At 54.3% G+C, this 17,776-nt stretch carries 9 protein-coding genes and 1 pseudogene; 5 read left to right on the top strand and 5 right to left on the bottom strand.

Annotated features, from left to right (window positions below; translation table 11 throughout):
* Positions 1–73: 73 nt before the first annotated feature.
* On the top strand, positions 74–4,048 hold the full coding sequence (locus DJ563_RS13470) for a hypothetical protein (RefSeq protein ID WP_434517864.1): 3,975 nt from the start codon (positions 74–76) through the stop codon (positions 4,046–4,048).
* A gap of 1,499 nt (positions 4,049–5,547) precedes the next feature.
* Here DJ563_RS13470 and DJ563_RS13465 read toward each other — a convergent pair.
* The 5 genes from DJ563_RS13465 to DJ563_RS13445 form a co-directional block, all read right to left on the bottom strand.
* On the bottom strand, positions 5,548–5,754 hold the full coding sequence (locus tag DJ563_RS13465) for a hypothetical protein (protein WP_434517863.1): 207 nt from the start codon (positions 5,752–5,754) through the stop codon (positions 5,548–5,550).
* A 644-nt stretch (positions 5,755–6,398) separates the two neighbouring features.
* Positions 6,399–8,507: a hypothetical protein gene (locus tag DJ563_RS13460; RefSeq protein WP_434517862.1), complete on the bottom strand. Its 2,109-nt coding sequence runs from the start codon at positions 8,505–8,507 to the stop codon at positions 6,399–6,401.
* A 499-nt stretch (positions 8,508–9,006) separates the two neighbouring features.
* A complete protein-coding gene (locus DJ563_RS13455) occupies positions 9,007–9,378 on the bottom strand; it encodes a hypothetical protein (protein WP_434517861.1) in 372 nt (123 codons plus the stop codon).
* Entirely contained in the window at positions 9,365–10,147 is a 783-nt protein-coding gene (locus tag DJ563_RS13450) for a hypothetical protein (RefSeq protein ID WP_434517860.1), read from the bottom strand. Before DJ563_RS13450 ends, DJ563_RS13455 begins: the two co-directional genes overlap by 14 nt.
* A 203-nt stretch (positions 10,148–10,350) precedes the next feature.
* Entirely contained in the window at positions 10,351–11,484 is a 1,134-nt protein-coding gene (locus DJ563_RS13445; RefSeq protein ID WP_434517859.1) for a DNA-binding protein, read from the bottom strand.
* Between the two features lie 488 nt (positions 11,485–11,972).
* On the opposite strand from DJ563_RS13445, the gene DJ563_RS13440 reads away from it, so the two are divergent.
* From DJ563_RS13440 to DJ563_RS13425, 4 genes and pseudogenes are all read left to right on the top strand, one after another.
* Positions 11,973–15,929 carry a DUF4365 domain-containing protein gene (locus tag DJ563_RS13440; RefSeq protein ID WP_434519681.1) on the top strand — a complete coding sequence of 1,319 codons (3,957 nt, stop codon included), beginning with the start codon at positions 11,973–11,975 and terminating at the stop codon, positions 15,927–15,929.
* Between the two features lie 23 nt (positions 15,930–15,952).
* Positions 15,953–16,334, top strand: a pseudogene (locus DJ563_RS13435) (IS66 family transposase); the annotation flags it as partial.
* 604 nt (positions 16,335–16,938) lie between these two features.
* Entirely contained in the window at positions 16,939–17,211 is a 273-nt protein-coding gene (locus DJ563_RS13430; protein ID WP_434519680.1) for an antitoxin Xre/MbcA/ParS toxin-binding domain-containing protein, read from the top strand.
* A 136-nt stretch (positions 17,212–17,347) separates the two neighbouring features.
* A complete protein-coding gene (locus tag DJ563_RS13425; RefSeq protein WP_434519679.1) occupies positions 17,348–17,506 on the top strand; it encodes a hypothetical protein in 159 nt (52 codons plus the stop codon).
* Positions 17,507–17,776: the final 270 nt, after the last annotated feature.

Raw genomic sequence — 17,776 nt, 5'->3', positions numbered from 1 at the left:
GGGGATGGGGTATTCACCTTAAGCTTTCGAAGCGACTGAGGTTTGATTACATGGGAATGAGGGCCAGTAGGTAATGAGTTCGACGGGTTCAATCCGCGGCGCGGCCGCAGCACAGCTTGGCTTCGACTATCAGCTCGACGTCTCGATTCTCGCGGCTTTGCAGCTACTTCTCATCTCAAAGGCTGCGACTCGCCTGGTGCTTGAACCCGCAAACGAGGAAGATCTTGAGGCAGACCTTGAGCCCCAAGCTCCGGGGCGTATGCAATCAAGCGCGGTGATAGCTGGGGCATATAAGCTCGTGGTGCAGGTAAAAAGGAACATGGGCGAACCTTGGTCGATCACCGAGTTCAGAAGCTTACTGACGCACGGATCCGACAAGTCTGGCGGCCGGCGCAGAGCTCTTCATCATCTCGACGACCTCAAAACCCGTTATCTACTCGTCACCACTTGCGGTGTAAAAGGTGTTGCCCGTGGTCTGATGGTCCACGGTTTTGAAGAGGAGCCTGACCAGAGCAGGTTTCCCAGCAGTCTTAAGGACATCCTTCAAACATCACCGGAAGGCCGTGTCGCGATATGGGCCGACCTGACGGAAAGGCAACTCGCATCTGAGCTGCGCGAACTGATGACCGATTTGCTGCACGTACCGCGTCCAAAACAAATGGGCTTGCTCGAGAAACTGCGGCTTGAGGCAAAACGACGTACCCAAGGAACTGAGCCTGGGATTTGGACTCGTGAGGATCTCCTTTCGACGGTTCGTGACTACGGCGGGTTTCTCTCAAGCAATGCCAGTCTGGAGAGTTTTGTACCTCCGACCAACTTCCAGGAGATGGACAAGCAACTGACAGACAAGGGAGCAATCGTAATCCGTGGTCCGTCTGGCTCGGGTAAAACGCAAGCTGCGCTTAAACTGTGCGAACTCGCAAGAGCGCGAGAGGGCAGCCTGGAAGTGGTGGTGCTTGGCGCGGATGATGCGCCAAGTCGCGCGAGGAAACTCACCGATTGCGGGCCGACCCTGTTTTACATTGAGGATCCATGGGGCCAGTACCGCTTGCGAGATGGTGCGGATAGCTGGACTGATCAGTTACCGCGCTTGTTAGCCAAAGCGTCGCCCGGGCATCAGTTTGTGATCACATCGCGCACGGACATGATGAGCAAAGCCCAAGACGTTCTGAATCCGTGGTCAGTAGAGCTTGACGGCTCCCAGTATCTGAGCGGTCAGCTTCGTCAAATGTACGATACTCGAATGGACCAGCTTCCCCCTGCCTTGCAGACAAAAGCCCACGATTTTCGCAGGGAGGCGCTGGACGAGCTTGAAACGCCTTTAGAAATTGACCTTTATTTTCAGCAACTGGAGCAGGGTCCGGAGGAAGGGGAGGAGGATTACGCTTTTTCAAGACGATTGCTTGACCAAGCTCATCGAGACGCGGTCGAAGATGTTGTTGTCAAGACGCTGGAAGTGGTCGATGCCGCGGGAACTGCTGCTGCAGTTTGGGCGCTACTTGATGCACGACGTCAGATCGACCGAAGTAAGCTCGGACCTTTGAAGCGCACGCTGCGGCCACTCAATCAACAGCTAAGCGAGGGGTTGGATAAGCTGATTGATCGGTTGGTGGCGTCACGTCACCTGCGTCAGCCGTCGCGTACTATTTCTTTCGCCCATCCGAGCGCTCGAGAGGGATTCGAAGTCTTTGTAATGCGCGATTGGCTGGGTAGCGAGGAAGCGATTCAGACCTTAATCTCGGCGTTGACGCGGCTGTCGGAAGAGCACCACGCCTGGGGTATGGAAACCGCTGTTCGCATTTTCGACGCGGCGCGTAGCTTCGCCGAGCAGAGCGATGTTGATGTCCCGTTCAGCATTGATTCTAGTAGTCAGGCCGCTATAGATGCATGGCTCGATGTAAGCTTGCTTGACCCGGCGTCGGATTTCTCCGCCCTGCTAACCCTCGCCTCGGAAGTGGGGTCAGAGGCGTCAATCCCAAGTCGCATTGCCCGTTGGTTACTCAATGGTACACAGCATCGCGCATCGTTCTTCATCGAAGGTTGGCAACCACCAGTGTATGACGAAGCCTGGTATGCAGTTGTCTTTGCAGACCCGCGTTCTCGTATGGTGGCCAATCGTGTTATTCGCGAAGAATTGGGACTTGACCGAGAGAGTTATGGTTTTCAATTTGTCGAGCACCTCGATCGTATTGCGGTCGATCTCACTCCCGCGTACCTCGATGCAGCGCGACGGATGGTCGGCAACGGCTACGAGGAGAATGCAGTTGTTTTCGCTACCGGTGCTATCCGAGATCTCGAAGGATATGAAGTGATCGTCAACGCTGCACTTGACGACCTTGCCGGAATCCAGTTCGGTTACGACCAATCCTATGCGGAAGAATGGCGTGCGATTGAGGACGGAGAGCGTGATGCTGTCGCCGAAGAGGATATGCATTTGAATCACGAAGATGATGGCTACACGTCAGGTGTTTTCGTCGATACCTATGTCCGACATTTGCGCTGTGCTGGTCAATGGAAGGTGCTCGCTGAGCATCCTCGCATGACCGAGTTGTTGGGCTCTTGGGCGCGGGATTTACGTAGGAACAAAAAACCAGGACCAGTAGCTGAAGTCAGCGCCATTGTCACTTGCGCAAAAGGGCTCAATGCCGAGCCGGAGGTGTGGGAGGCGCTTGGCCGGCATTGGTTACCTGAGATAGAGCCGGCGCTTAAAATGCGGATTGCTGAGCGTGTGGCGTCTCTCCCCTTACGTAATGCTCTGACCGAGACTGCTTTGATCCACGCGCCAACTCTTCTGGCCAATCAGATAATGAGTCTTTACGCGAAGCCTAGCCAGCAGCTTATCCTGCTAGCAGATGTTCAGCGGGCCAGCTCGCAGATAGACGTCGAGGATAGGATTGCAGCCCGGCATAAAGTGATCGAGGACCTGTCGCCAGAGCTGGTCGAAATCATCGAGGCCTTCCGGTCTGTTAAGAGAAGCCCCATTGGCGTAAGCGCTACTGCGCTGAAGATTCTGATCGATAGCACGTTCGAGTTGGATTTGGAAACGCTTGCCATGGTTGTGCCAGTGATTGTTGCTAGCGGGGGCGATGCCTCTCGGCAAGTAGAATTCTGGCTCAAGAGCGCTGAGAGTAACGGGGATGCGCTCGCGGCAACTAGAGCGGCGATTGAGATTGGCGATACCGCGCTAGTCGAGCTCGCAGTCCGACACAATCGGGCTGACGCCAGGCATGCGGCACTGTTACACCTGGCGTCATTCTACCCGAAGGCGCTGCCAGCATTTCTACGTGCGTTGTCAGCAGACCCCAGCGCGAGAGTTCGGCGTGCCCTAGTCGCCGCCATCAGCGAGAGACCCAATGTCGAACACCTGCAGCCTCTGATAACGCTCATGGGCGACCAGTGGTCGAGCGCTGATGTTCACACTGAGGAGCTAGAGAGCTACAGCATTGCCCGGGAAGCGGTGATTGCTCTCGCAAATAACGGGCCGCTGGCTGATTGGGTTGGCGATAGGCTGCTCGATTTGGCCTGTACCACGCAGGATCGCACCCTCAGTCAGTTAGCGCTAGCTGTCGCGGTGGATTTCTGTAGCTCTGTGATTCAAAAAAAGATCTCTAATCTGGTCACGGTCAAAGGGCCTAGCTGGATACGTCTTGATGCACTCACGGCACTCGCTGATGCAGAGAAACTTGACTTTGACGTCATTGCCCATCTAAGTCCGGCTTTCCTGATGCGTTTGCCGGTGATTCTGGCACCCCATGCCGCTCATTTGGTCGGCGCGCATGCTGACTCCGACGTGGCCCTAAAGTTTTTCACGAATATCGCCAGTGTGAACCGCCGCCAAGTCTTGCTCCTTGTGGGCGCAAACGCAATGGCGCCGCGCGATTTTAAGACCGCCGAGCGGATTTTAGATCTCCTCGAATCCAATCACCCCGCGCGCCGATTACTGGATTGCTCGCAACCGCTTCCGTTCTCTGCTCTCGACGATCTCGGGGCGGTTGCATTGAGAAAGTACGCGGGCGAGCGCCTGGGCGAGCGCATCGCAAAATGCTGAATCTAAAAAATTCGGAAACCAAGAGCAGCGATCGGAAGCCTTTGAAGGTCCATTCCCATGATGGCAGAATGATTTTCCAAATAAAAATCCCAAGGAATGGTTCTGGCTACCCTCGTAGACGCCGATCTGGCTGGCCACTGAACCGATGGACATGCGCGCTGGTACTGAAACCGCATTAGCCCGGGTGATCTCGGTATTCGGTGCGGCGAAGCCGCACTGTGCTTATCAGTTCGCCTATCGCCGGACTAATTGGATGAAGTGCTGGTGACGGAGTCGAGCAAAGCAAATGACCGTGATCAGAATGGTTGCATAGGCTCAGTAGTCTGCATTATGGGTCCTGGAACAAAATTCTCCATTCCGCGATGGCTCGTGATGTACATCGTTACGGTAAAAGAGGCCGAGACGAGCCGGGTCAGGTGCTGGAAGAAGTCTGTCGGGATCGGGAGCCAATGGTCATAGTGCGCAAACGCGGAAGGCCTGTTGTTTTGCTTCCCTCACGCGATTTCAAAGGTTTCCACGAAAACGATGTATCGACTGCTAATGCTCAGCGATTACAGGCGTCCATCGCTCAGCATCGTGCCTGCTCCGGCAATGCCAAATGAGGCCGCGGATCTGGCAGAGGAGTGCTCGTATGAAAATCACTGGTCGGGTAAAAAACAGACATCGTGGTGGATGTGCATTGCGACGTTTGCGGTTGCTCCATCCGTTTGGAAAGCGGCAATTTACAATATGGCATGCTGCAGGCGCACTGGGGTTATGATGCAGTGCACGATGGCGAACGCTAAGAGCTACATCTGTGCGAGAGCTGCTTTTTCGCGACCATCTCTTACATCAAGCAAGAGCGGCGCACAGCGCACATGTTCGAAGACGATCCTCAACTGCCTCGGGACCATTTCGGGCTGGCTGCCAGGGACGACTTTTTCCGGGATGGTCGGTGACTGTCTCAAAACGGCCAATTGGCCTGTTCCTGCTGGCATTTCGGTGCAGCCTCCATGACTACAGTGCGCTCGTTACAAAGTGTGCGGCGTGCTGTAGCGACTGAGGATCGATCGAGACCAAGTAATGATATTCGCGCGGAGAAAATCGACCAGCCGGGCCGAAGAGTAAGTGAGCAGTGGAATGCTCTAGAAATGCCAACGCTTCGGAGTTCACGTACTGATCGTAGTGGGGGCGGTGAATGAGCGGCACCCTCGCGCGATTGTCCAGGCAGAGCCTGACCAATTCAGCCAACACATATCCGCGAATGTCGTAGCGGGCGTCCACTGCTTTCAGGACCGAGCGGTAGCATGACTGGAACGCGAGATGTGGATGCTGCGAGCTTTCTGTTGATCTTCGAACGTTCATCTTGAATCTCCCAAAGTGCCTCATCAGCCGAACCCCTGAAGTGGGTGCTTGGCTGAGCCTCTCATTTCCGGCGCCACGGTGGGCCGATTTGAAGGGGGCGCGGATATCTTGGACGAGTTCAACGCCGCGCCCGGCCGTCGGCCTTTTGCGGCTACTCAGTGTACTCCGTTGCTCGGTCTGCGGAACGCGCGAAGCTGATACTCTGTCACGGCTTGAAATGAGGCTTCAGCTATCAGACGCAAGCGTTCCACTTCTTCGGGTGCAACACCTGAACTTTGTGCCGCATGGTAACGGCGCATTGCATCGACCGCTTCGCTATACGCCGGGTGATCGGGTAACAGGACATTAAGGTGTTTGGGCATTATAAGCGTCTCAGTGGAATGGCTTCGAGGGAAACACCCGTCACAAGCAACTGGTTATCCACAACTGCGTCATACAGGGAGTCGGCTAACAAGCGAAGGCGGGCCAGCTCATCCGCCGAGGCGCCGGCGTCTTGCGCCTGGTGGAGAGCGCGAATTGCCTCCAAGGCCTGACGTAGCAGAGGTTCGCCGGCCAATGCCATTCCTTCAACGGTTCGTTTCACTGGCCGCTCCTGTCATTGATCGAGACAGCTGAGATTCCAACTTGGCGATCTGAATATTCGCTGCATGGAGGCGAGCGGTCATCAGTCACTTTCACGCTTCGACGTCGAAACCTGCTGGCCCTCATCGTGGAGCAGTTTTGCTTCGGTGCGCAAGACGCGGCGGTTTTCTCGATGATCCAGCACATAACGGCGAGCCTTTTCCCGCAGCACCGAATGACCAGCGTGCAGTGTCTGAGCGTGCTGCTTTGCTGCTTGTAATACGCTGTGGGTAGGCCGCTTGAGGACGATAAAATGCTGTGTTTTAGTCGCGCAGAGTCTGGTAGGACGTTCCGCTGTGCCAAGGGCGGGTTGATCTGCGATGCCTCGTTAAAGAATCATCGCAGCCAAATCAATGAGAAGAGTGCATGACCTGATGACAGTCAGTCAGCCATTTTGGCCCTCGATGTCAATTTCAGTTTTTCTCCAAGCAAGCCATGCCTTCTCGATGTTTTCTGGAATCGCATTGCGTTCATTCGAGTGGCTTTCGAGATAGTCCTCCTTGAACTGCTTTGCCTTTCGCATGAAAGTGGCATCAGCTAGATTCTTACTATCGAGCTTGGCAATGGAGTCCCAAATTTTTGCGCTAAGCTCCAAATCCTTCTCTTTTTGAATCGCTGCAAAATCTAGAAGATGTGCCAGAGAAGACTGTTTGGCATTCTTTTTTGCAATCGACAGGAAATCAATAAGCATGATGGGATTCATAACGTTGTAGCCGTCTAACCCAGTAGGGTTTAGCAGGAGATGGACCTTATCCCATGTGCACAAGATTTTAGCGTAGCCCGAAGGCACGTTAGCCCCCGAAAGGTATTGAATGACGGCCGCATCATGTTTGATGAGGACGGGGGGTTTTCTAATTCCCTGTTCAGAAATGATATCTTCGATCTCTGTGATTTTTCTATCCAGGTATTGCGTTTTTATTGTTAATACGTCAAACCCATATTTGCTCGCAATAGAACTTATCTCACGGCACGCTCTATCTCTGAGTCGATAGAATAACGTATCTGCCATGTCAATGGTTATATCTGAGAGTCTCAACCCGAAAACACGTACATAGTCGCTGAAACTAAGATCTACACCAGCAGTTGTTTTTCGGTAGTGCGAATAGTGGCTTACAAAGGCGTTGCCTGAGCGGGACATGTCTATCCCTTCCCCCAAAATTTCTTTGTAATCCCGGCATGCTTCAATAAGATGTGCTCCAATTTCTTCTACGTAGTCGGCAGGAATGACGGATGAGAACTCATGTGTCTGCATCAAAGCATGTAGGGCTTGCCCAGAGCGGCTATATCTGTCATCAACCGACTCATACAGTAGCCCGCAAAATAGGGGAATTACTACCGAGGAGTCGAAATACACGTTAATGCTTTGGTGCCCACCCAACGCACTGATTAGGCGAGAGGAGTCGGAGTTAAGCATGCAATCATAAAGCTTGGCCGATGCCACAAGTTGTGCAAAGTCCGAATTGGCGACAATCTGGGAAATGTCTTCAAAGGCTTTATCGGTTTCTATGCTTCCCTCCGTAGATGCAAGTAAGCTTCGAATGCTCAGGTACGTCTCATTCTCACCATTCATTTCCTCAGTAAGAGTAAAATTTCTTTCAATCAGAGTAGCCGAAAGCGATAAGAAATTGTCAAGCACTAAATCATGGCTTTTGGTGTTTTTGAGGCCTTTTTGACTGGACAGATAATCTGCAATTTTTTGTCGAAGCGCTGAAAGCTCAACCTCTGCAGCAGCTCTCAATCCTTGGTATTCTGACAATTCTTTTGGCTGGAGGCTGAGATTACCTTCAGTTGATTTTATCTCGCCTTTTTGCAGGAGACGATCTATGTGGGAGTTGATAAGCACGCCCTGTGCTTGCTCCATCTCATACAGTTCTAAGATTGATGAGATAAGCTCGGGGCGTTTGATCTCCTCGGTTTGGCGTGCTAGTACAGACTTTACTATAGAGTCGTACAGGCGCACCCGAAAATCTTGCGCATCATTATCAAATAAGAGGAGTGCCGCTACTGCTTCATTCTTAGCGCCAAGATATTTTCGTTCGCCGGCTGACGGTTGGTCTAGCTTGATTCCCAGAATTTCTAAAAAACGGTTAACCTTGTTGTTTTGTATGAATTTTGTGGCTATTGCCTGGGAGTCATATTTGAGAACTGTTACCCCATGAGCGGTTAGAATTTCCTTCCGAACCTCCTCAAAGCTGCCGTCAGGAATTCTTCTGCTGGACACAAAGTACATGATATTTGTTTGAAAGTTTTTATTTGTTTTGGCTGCATCGGTCTTGATCTTTTTTTCCCACTTGGCCTCGACAGAAAGCTGGATACCGATTTTAACACCTTTGATAGCATCATCATGAACTGCGTAGTCTTTGCCGCCGTCGTATGGTCCGTCCGAAAAGACGGCGGAAGGCAGTCCGATGAGGGGTAAAAATTCGGCACTAAGCGATCGCAAGTCCGTTACATTGGCGCCTTCAATCAATCGGGTGAGGGATTCAATGTTCATTTCGGCTCCATGTCCGGGTAGAAGATCGTTTCGAAGTCAGCGTGGAAAACCATCAGGCCTAGTCGGCGGGCGCCGTAGTGCCTAGCATGCACTTTCCCCTATGTTAGAGGGCGTGTGCGGTGATGCCGCGGATCTCGCCCCCTGTTTTGGATGTTATCCGTTCCGGGTGTTACTTACGAAAAGTTCGCATATGTTTTCAAGGCGTGTGGCCTTAATCAATGTCGGCAATGCCACCCTAACAGGGTTCCGTAATGCAATCAACTCCTGAGCAGTGGCTTGGGCGAGAAACTTAGCAGTCAGCTGAACTAATAAACAGCCTGCACGCTTTAAGAGTGCAGGCGGATAGTGATGGAGTGTTTGTCGCGAGGGGCGGCGTATCTGATTTCAGTTGGCTTTCAGTTCGCACTTGTGGAGGGTTATAAAAGTTGTTTAATTAAATTTGAGATTTTAGAGCTGATTGCACACAGCTTGGGTAATTGTACACGTGTCAATTTACTCGTCACAGTCTACTTAGGCGTTCTATCAGTTTTTGCGCCTCGAGCAACTTCATTTGCGTATGATTTTTTCTGACCTTATCGGCTAAGTGGTAATCGCATAGGTGTCGATACCTTTTTAACGATCGTATGGCTTCTGCTAGTGTCTTGGAGTTCTGGCTTCCAATACGATGAATGGTCATGATGAGCGATTCATGGCTGCCAGCTTTCTCAAGCTTGGCATAAGTGAGCTCTTTGTTGTCAATTACTTCTCTGGCTTTATGGTACACGCCATAATAGGCCCTGCTGCCAGCGGAACGTATGTCTATCTCGTTTAAATCTTTTGATTCCAAGGCAGATTTAGCCAAATTAATAAAGTCAGAGCTATTTACTGTCATGTCGGTTCTCCATCGGTGAGACACCTACGCTGACATGTTGCGCGTAAGGGAAATCAAATTTTCTTGCAAGCTCTTCATAGAGCATTAAATTGAAGTCCGCAAGAGCTTCAATCTTGTCGTCAATAATGACTTCGTAAGTTATGCCAAATTCGTTGACTAGCACCCGTGATGACCTAAGCATGTAGGAAGATTCATTAACCAGCTTTGTGAGGGTCAATACGCGCTCGGATATTCTAGTTTCTTCCAAGTTATGCTCATTGATGTATATTGCTGCGGGTATGATATATGGCTGGCTTTCTAAAATTTTCTGTGTGACGGAGGAGCTGAGTTTGTTTATTTCGAGTAGTATTTTGTATGCGGTCGAATAAAATCCGGCGTCAGTGCAAGAGCTTAGTGTGCTTGTTAAATTATTGAGGTTCCCGTAAGGAAGTCCTGATTCAAGCATGTCGGTAATTGGGGTGGTGGTTCCAATTATTCTAGACATGCTCGCCCTGATGATATGCCAGGCTGTAGTTTTTCCATGGTTGGCTGAGTAGATGTCGAAAATTTTTTCTGCTTGTGCTGCGTCACCTTTAATTCCGTGCATTGTTGCTTGTAGCAATAGCGATGCGGCCGAAAACTCTGATTTTTCTCCTAGTTTTCTTACTTTATTGAATAATCTTGCCCAGCCAATTTCATCTAGACGACCTGCCCGCTTTTGGTCGTCGCCGAAGACTATGATGGCATCATGCAACTCGCTGATTTCTGTTTTTTGGGCTGCGCCTGACAAATTTAGTACCTGATGGATGGATTTTATGTCTGTGTTTAGTGCTTTAGTTTTTCTTATGCACCGCCATGATGTCAAGTGCAAGGGGCTATAGAAGGTCAAGGCTAGGGAGGCCATTCCATATGCAATGTTTTGATAATTAATGGTGTTTTAGGCTAAATAATCTTATATGGACAAGATTCGCGTAGTGTCTTTTCAGTATTAGGCTATTTCTTGATCAGGTCATTGAGTAATTTCGCTTGTAGGGGCAGGGCTCGGCGGCCGTCCCGATGGTCGAGCCCATATCGCCGAGCCTTTTCCCGCAGCACCGAATGCGCAACGTTCAGCGCCTGGGGGCGCTGCTCGGCTGCTTGCCAGGCGCTGTGGGTTTCCGTAAGAGTCGATTGAAGGTGTTGAAGTGCTGTGGTTTTGTTGCGCAGTGCCGGGGCGTGGCTCTGTTGCTCGCGGGTGAGCCGCTCAACGTCGCGGTAAGCCTGGGCCAACTCTTCCTGTTTGCTCATGAGTTGCTCCTGCAGACGGCGCGCCTCTAATTGCAGTTGCTGTATCAACTGCTCATGTCGCTGCAGTTCCTGCTCTCGCTGCGCCAAATGTTGATGTCGGTAATGGCTCAACGCATCCCGGGCATGCAGATGTTTGTCCTCCAGTGAAGCGATCTGGCTGGCGCGCTCCTGTAGGAGATGCTGTTGGTGCTGCTCAACGGCGAGCAGATGTTGCCGCTCCCCCTCGAGCTGCTGGACCTGCTGATGCAGCGCCTGCTCCCGTTGCTGCGCATCGCGTCGTTCAGAGGACACCGCATCGTGCGCGAGCTGCAGTTGTTCAAAGCGGGCCTGATCCATTGCTAGCTGCTGCTCATACGTCGACTGCTGTCGTTGCAAGCGTGCGCGGTCTGCCGCCACGGCTGCCTGGGCGTCGGCGGCCAACCGCGGGGCTAGACTGTCAATAAGGGCATGCAACTCTTCACTGAGGCTGACGCTTGGCGGGTGCGGTTCAACTGTCTGGTAACCCAGGATGGTGCTTTTGGAGCCCGTGTTGCCCAGCTCTGCACGCACTGCCTCGATACTTGAGTGAACGCCGCAGGCGAGTAGCGCGTCACGCGCCCGTTGCACCAGCGCCTTGTTGATCCGGACCGGGCCACGGTCTGACTCCGACGACTTCGTACCGTACAGGCAGTATGCGCGTACAGGTACAATGAGAGTAGAGATCGACGCTGCACAGGCGACGGACTGACGTTCAAGAATACGGATTTCTCGAACGTGATAGATGTTTTGGGCGGATTTTGTGGCTGAACCAGTGTTTCGGAGAATCGGCCGATGGGGGCATTCAGTGAGCAGCCCCTCCATTCCAACAGCGTCTCCCGCTTATTGCGCGGCGCGCTGATGCGCAGCGGCATCGAGGCTCAGGGTTATTCGGCGCACTCGCTACGCCGCGGCTTCGCCACCTGGGCCAGTCGCAACTAATAGAGCCTTGAGCAGTTGATGGCCTATGTCGGTTGGCGCGATGTGCAGTCGGCGGCGCGCTACATCGATGCCGAGATGCCGTTCGGCGAGTGGAGTCGCCATTAAAGGCCAGCGATGGTCCAGGCGTCGAATCCCCTTTCAACTGCCTGCGCTTGCAGAGCGCGCAGTCGGCTGTGAGGTACGGGGGGCCGCGCGTCCCAGAACACAAGGCCGCGCCCAGTGCGCTCGCTCTCGCCGCGCCTCCTGAGTGCTTGGACGTGACGTGTTCCAGCACTGCCTCGGCGCAGGTGTTACCTGTATGATCGGCCTAGGACAAGTGCAACTTGCAGGCATTGTTGTTCTAGAGCAGGTTGGGTTTTGGAGATAAGTGCATGCCAGTGGAAGGACCGTTGCCTCAAACGGGGGATCAGCACGACATCAATGCCGACGCTGAGCGGTGTCTGCGCGGTCGGTGTCCACGGGATTGGCGCCTGCAAAGCCTGGAGGGCACGGATGACTACGGTTTTGACTATCAGGTCCAGACCACGCCGAATCAGCAGGCCACCGACATCTTCCGTATCCAATTGAAGGGGACACGCTCTCCCCAGATTTCCGCAGACCAGGCGTTCATTTCCATTACCCTGAAGGCGTCGACCATCCGCTACTATGACCGGGCGGTTGAGCCGGTGCTGCTGGTCATCTGCGATTTGGCCGTGGCTGAGGACCCGCTGGACTGCAAGCTGTATTACGCTTGGGTTCGCGATGAGTTGGACCGCATCCAAGTGTCCGACCTGCCTGCTGAGCAAAAGTACGTCACCCTCCGCGCCCCACTCGCCAATCGCCTGACCATTAAAACCAATCTCGCCTCGGAAATCGCCCGGCAAAATGAATACTCGCGTGCGGGTCACGTACTGAGCCGTTACACGGAGCAGACCCATCCGCAAATGCCGGCGGCGGAGCGCTTGTCCTTGGTGCAGGGCGCTTTGCAGGGTATCGCCGCGCGAGGCGGCGCCTTTATCGAGGCGCTGGCGGCCCCGGTAGATGGACACTGGGTGGCCCCCAAGCCTGGCACCCTCGCTTGGCATCTCAGCCAGGCAAAGGCGGAACTGCAAGTAAATGCGTTGACCCCCGCTCGCACGCTGCTCGATAGCGCCGAGCTGATGCTGGGGCAGGCGACCCCCTATGAATTGGCTGAGTACTGGTGCCTGAGAGGTCACTGGGAGGTAGAGGAGGGTACCGATGAGGCGGCGAGCTCAGCCTATCATCGGGCCTACCAAGCCAACCCCCTGGCGAAATACCTGACGGCCTGGGTTGAAGCCGAGATCCGGATACGCTTTGACAGCAATCCGGCATCGCTGGATGAACTGCACGCATTGCTCGAAGGTGACGATCCGCTCGTTCTCTTCACGAAGTCGCGACTGGCGGCGATCCAGGGCGACTACAGTAGCGCTCATCGCTTTGCCGAGACGTTGCCAGCTGTTGAGCAGCACAGCGCAAAGGCGCTCGCCTTCTGGCTTGCACGGGATTACCCGGCGGTGGTGGCTTGCTGTGAGCAAGGCCTGTCGCTGGGTGATCGCCAGGGTGCATCGCACCACATGCTGCTGCTGTTGAGGGCCCGTGCAAAATTCACCCTCGCTCACACGGCCGTTATTGATCCAGATAGTGCCACTCTGCCTGCCACCGGCTTACCCGGGGTAGAACGAGGAGCCCTGAGGGACGCGTGGACGGCGATTGAGGCAGCGGTGACGGCGTTAAAAACGGCCGGCTGGACATCGAATATCGAGCACATCGCGGATATCTGGCCGGCGACAGCGCTGGCGTTAGGTAAAGCTGCAAGCATCCTTCCGCAGCTGACCGAGGCGACCCGCATCCGCCCGCACCTGCCGGGGATTCGGGAAGCATTGCGCGCAGTGGCGGCTGACTGCCGGAACTTTGAACTTGCATTCAGCGCCAATGATGCGTTGCCGCCCAGTGAGACTCAGCAGTTGTGGGCAGTGCTGCTCTCACAGGAGTTAGGGAAACACCGTCTGTGTGTGCAGCATTTTCAGAAGTGCGTCAGCACAGTAGATCATCGGCACCCGATGTGGGGAGCTGCCGCCGTCGCCGCCATCTTGTCAGCGCAGCGAATGGTCCAGCCCGACCTGGTGCATGCCTGGCTAGCACTCCTAAAGGCGCATGCCGAACTGGCAGGCTTTGCGGCCCAGGCCACTTATTATCTGACCATCGAAGGTAGCCCGATCGCCAAACAGGACGCATTGGAGCTATTGCACGCCGCGTATGAACGGGGCGGTCAGCCGCATGATCTGGCCCTGACATTGCTGCAGGAGCTTGATCCTGCTGTTTTCGAGCAGGCGCAGCTCTGCGTCCAGGTCGCTCAACGGATCACCCGGCAGAGCCTGCTTTCACCCCATTTGGCATCGCGGCTCGGCGTTGCCTTAATTACGCTGAAAGAATGGCAGGCACTGGTCAGCCTGTGTCAAGACGGCTCGATTCGCGCTGAGCCGGGCGATCGGATGCTGGCCTTCGAAGCGCTGGCACTGGATCATCTGGGGCGGTCCAATGAGGCCCGTGATCGTCTAGCCGGGCTATTGGCGGGCGGTTCGGATGATCAGGTGGCGTTGGATAAGTACGTTACCATCGCCACACGCTGCGGCTATGTGCACGAGGCCATTGATGCAGCCGAGCGCTTCCTGGAGGTGGCAGAATCCAAAGATCAGCGTCGCGAATGCCTACGGTTGTTGTATTCACTCATTCAATTTGCGGATCCTACCAGCAGTCGATTGCGCGCCTTGGCGCTTGAAGTCGGAGAGCTGGTGGACTGTAATGCCGAACGGCAGGAAGGGGGCTTCTTGGTGATGTTCCTCGCTTCAGCGATGGGGGGAGTAGACGTCGATCTCGCCGCTGATCGTGAGCGGTTCCAGCAGCGGGCTCAGGCCTTTTTTAAGAAATTCCCAAACTCTTCCATTTTACGCAAAGGCGAGTTGCGAGCAGACTCGTCGCCCGCCGAGTGTCTCTCTGCAATCAAGGCTCTGGCGGGGATCACGGATGATCGCGAAGCGTTGCAGCGGCGCTTGGAAAAGGCCATGCAACAGGGCTTCACCGCCATTCCGTTTGCCTGGCGGCCGCGCCTCGCACTCTCCTGCGTATCAGACGTGGTGCATCTCTGGGAATTGGCGAAATTATCCAGTCGAGATGACTTGAAGTATCACCTTTCCATGATGACGGACCCCGACCGTCCTTGCCCGTCCGCGCTGGATCTCCGCCAGCGAGTACCCATATTGGACCTAACCGCGTTGTTGGTGGTGCACGACTTGGGACTGATCGAAGAGCTCATTGCATTCTTTGGCACCATTGCCATTAGCAAAATCACCCTTGAGGAACTCGTTGAGTTGTCCAGCCCGCTCTTTGGCAGCCCCATGCGTGAACGGTGCCTGGCGTTGCAGCAAGCGTTGAAACCGCATCTGGGCTCCATTCTACAGCCATCCTCGGTGACGACGCGGGGTAAGGCTGCCCCCCCCCCAGTACTCGGCCGGGCCAACGCAGAGATTGTCGATATCTGTACGACCTGGCCCACGCAGTTCAGGTTGTATTCCGACGATTCTACTTTTCGGATCTTCGCCGCCGGAGGGGCTGAACCTGATGGCACCTGCACGCTGGATGTGCTGAACGCCTTGGTCGAGGCCGGTCAGCTCACTCCTCATGGAAAAGCCGTGAAAATTGCCCAACTGTGCCGCTGGAAAGTCGGCGTGCTGGTGAGTCTGGTGGATTTTATGGCGCTCATTCCTCCTGCCCTGTTCATTGCGAAGAATGTGCGTCACGGCGTCCAGATACTCGATGCTGCTGAAGACCTCATGGCGCTGATTGCGGCGCTGTGGGACTACCGCTTGCCGTTCAGTAAAAACCTGCACCATGCTGCCGCGATTCTGCGGCTCTTGATCACTGTCGATAAGCTTTCGGATGTGGCAATTGCGGCACTGATGCAACACTGGTTTGTCAAGGCAGCGATGAAGTCCGATGCGCCTAGCCAGGCTGTGCGGGCGTTGTGCCAGTTGGCTGTCACCGCCGCACGCGAAGAGCCCCTGGAACGCGCGTGGGCTTTACGGCTGTGGCGAATTTACCTTTTGTTGGTGGAGACTCACCATGGGCTAGGTATCGATGATGCAAGATTCCAAGCGGCAATCCGGTCATTAGGCATCGAATGTGCTCGGCTGCAGCACACATCGCCCGGCGAAGGCGAGCAGGTGCTATCCGCCCTTGCCAACTGCCTGACCAAAGGTGCGATTGAGCAATCCCTATTCTGCTCCGGTTATTCCGCCGGGCTCGCGCAGCTTAAGGCTGGATTGGCCTGAAGCGCCGAGCCTGTGGAGCGGTGCCGATCATCGAAACACTGCATGACTGGATGCTGGCCCAGCGCGACCTGGTGCGCAACGGATCGGCCACGGCCAAAGCCCTCGACTACAGCCTGAAACGCTGGGTAGCGCTGACGCGCTACTTGGACGATGGAGCTGTGCCCATCGATAACAACCAGGTCGAGAACCCGATACGGCCATGGGCACTCGGGTGCTCGAACTGGTTGTTTGCTGGATCCCTGCGCAGCGTTAAGCGGGTTGCGGCCATCATGAGTTTGATCCAGTCGGCAAGCATGAATGGGCATGATCCGTATACCTATCTAAAAAGATTTGCTGGCGCGGCTGCCGACGCAGCGTGCCAGAGAGATCGCCCAACCGCTACCGCATCAATGGATGCCCGTCTGAGTCACGCAAGGTGTCTTCGGCGAACGCTTATCACCAATGGCGTCTTATCCCACTATCTCGGAGCCAACCTCAAAACTAGAACACTATCGGCCAAGCACAATGTCCGAGGCATCAAGGACCCGTAGCTCTAACGCTTCTCTTAGGTAAGCGATCTGGTCATCAAAGCTGGGGCTGTAGATGCTGCTTGTCATGCTGCCTTCCCGATTTTCCTACCGGTAACTCTATCCTAATTCAGCGATGAAACCTTGTTATCTGCTCTGTGAAAATGCAGGTGGTAATATTCTAGAAACCGCGCCAACTGGTAGGTCGGGGGTGCAACATGATTCATTCCAATATACGTCGTCCTGTCGATCAGGCCGCTAAAAGACGAGTCCATGAGTAGATTTCCGGGCAACATAAATTCCTGATGGTCTCCTGAGGGTACGGCTTGGGAAGGTGTATCGGCCAGGCGGTTACCTCAAGAGAGGCAATCTTCGCGGTCATCTGGGCGCCATCATCATCCCTCTTAGTGAATTTAGATGCGCCCTGAGCCGAACTTCAAAGCACATGACATGATCATCAGCGGTATTTTTCTCAGCAATTTCGGACTTACCAGGCGAGGGCTATGCTCAAAATGACCGAACTCAGTGTCCTCGTATCCAGCACACCGTTTCTCGCTAGGTGCTGGAGCCTCAGACACCGCTGCTTCATGACGCGGCGCGAACAGATTTTAACAGCGGCTGAGCAAATATTTGGCAACCGTAAATTGGCTGAAGCATGGTTTACCAAGCCGGCGATCGGACTCGGCCGGCGTCTGCCGTGCATGCTTTTGGAAACCAGTGAGGGGTACGCGGAGCTCGCGGATTTCCTCATACGACTTGACTACGGTGTTTACTGATCGTCATGGAGGTTGTAAGTAGTAGAGCCCAGCCTGCTCTGCACTGGCGCTGTCGAGTATGATGTGACGAAGCGTCTTGTCATCGCCATCGAGCAGCAATCCTAGCCAACCGAAGGTCATGACACTTGAGGGGTCTATGAAGCAGATCAAGCAGGAACCCAAACCCCAGATGGCCGCACGTTTTCAAGCAGAGGCACGCCAAGCGCTGGCCAAGCACAGTAGCCAAGGCCGCTTTCTCGATATTGCAGCCTCCAAAGATCGAAGTTGGGAGCCAGTAGGGCGTATGGCAGGTTGAGTTTCCATCGAAAAAATTGTAGCTCTAGGATTTTATGGTCGGGTATGTACACGGCTTAGGCAAAGGCACGGCCAAGCAGTGGGATAAACCATCAACCATTTAGTGCCACGTACGGCTCGCCTCGGGCTGCATCGAGTACTCGTCCAGGGTCGTCGATCAATACATCATCCGGCATCCGACCTCCCAGGTAGCTACTGGAAAAGCGGAATCAGACCGCCATAGGCCAGTCATGCTTGCTGGAGCCGAGGGGTCGTGATTATGGCTGCCAAG

The sequence above is a fragment of the Pseudomonas sp. NFX1 genome (genome assembly GCF_051123555.1).
GTDB lineage: Bacteria > Pseudomonadota > Gammaproteobacteria > Pseudomonadales > Pseudomonadaceae > Aquipseudomonas > Aquipseudomonas capeferrum.
The sequence above is the reverse complement of the archived record's forward strand: the minus strand, read 5'-3'. Positions and strand labels throughout refer to the sequence as shown.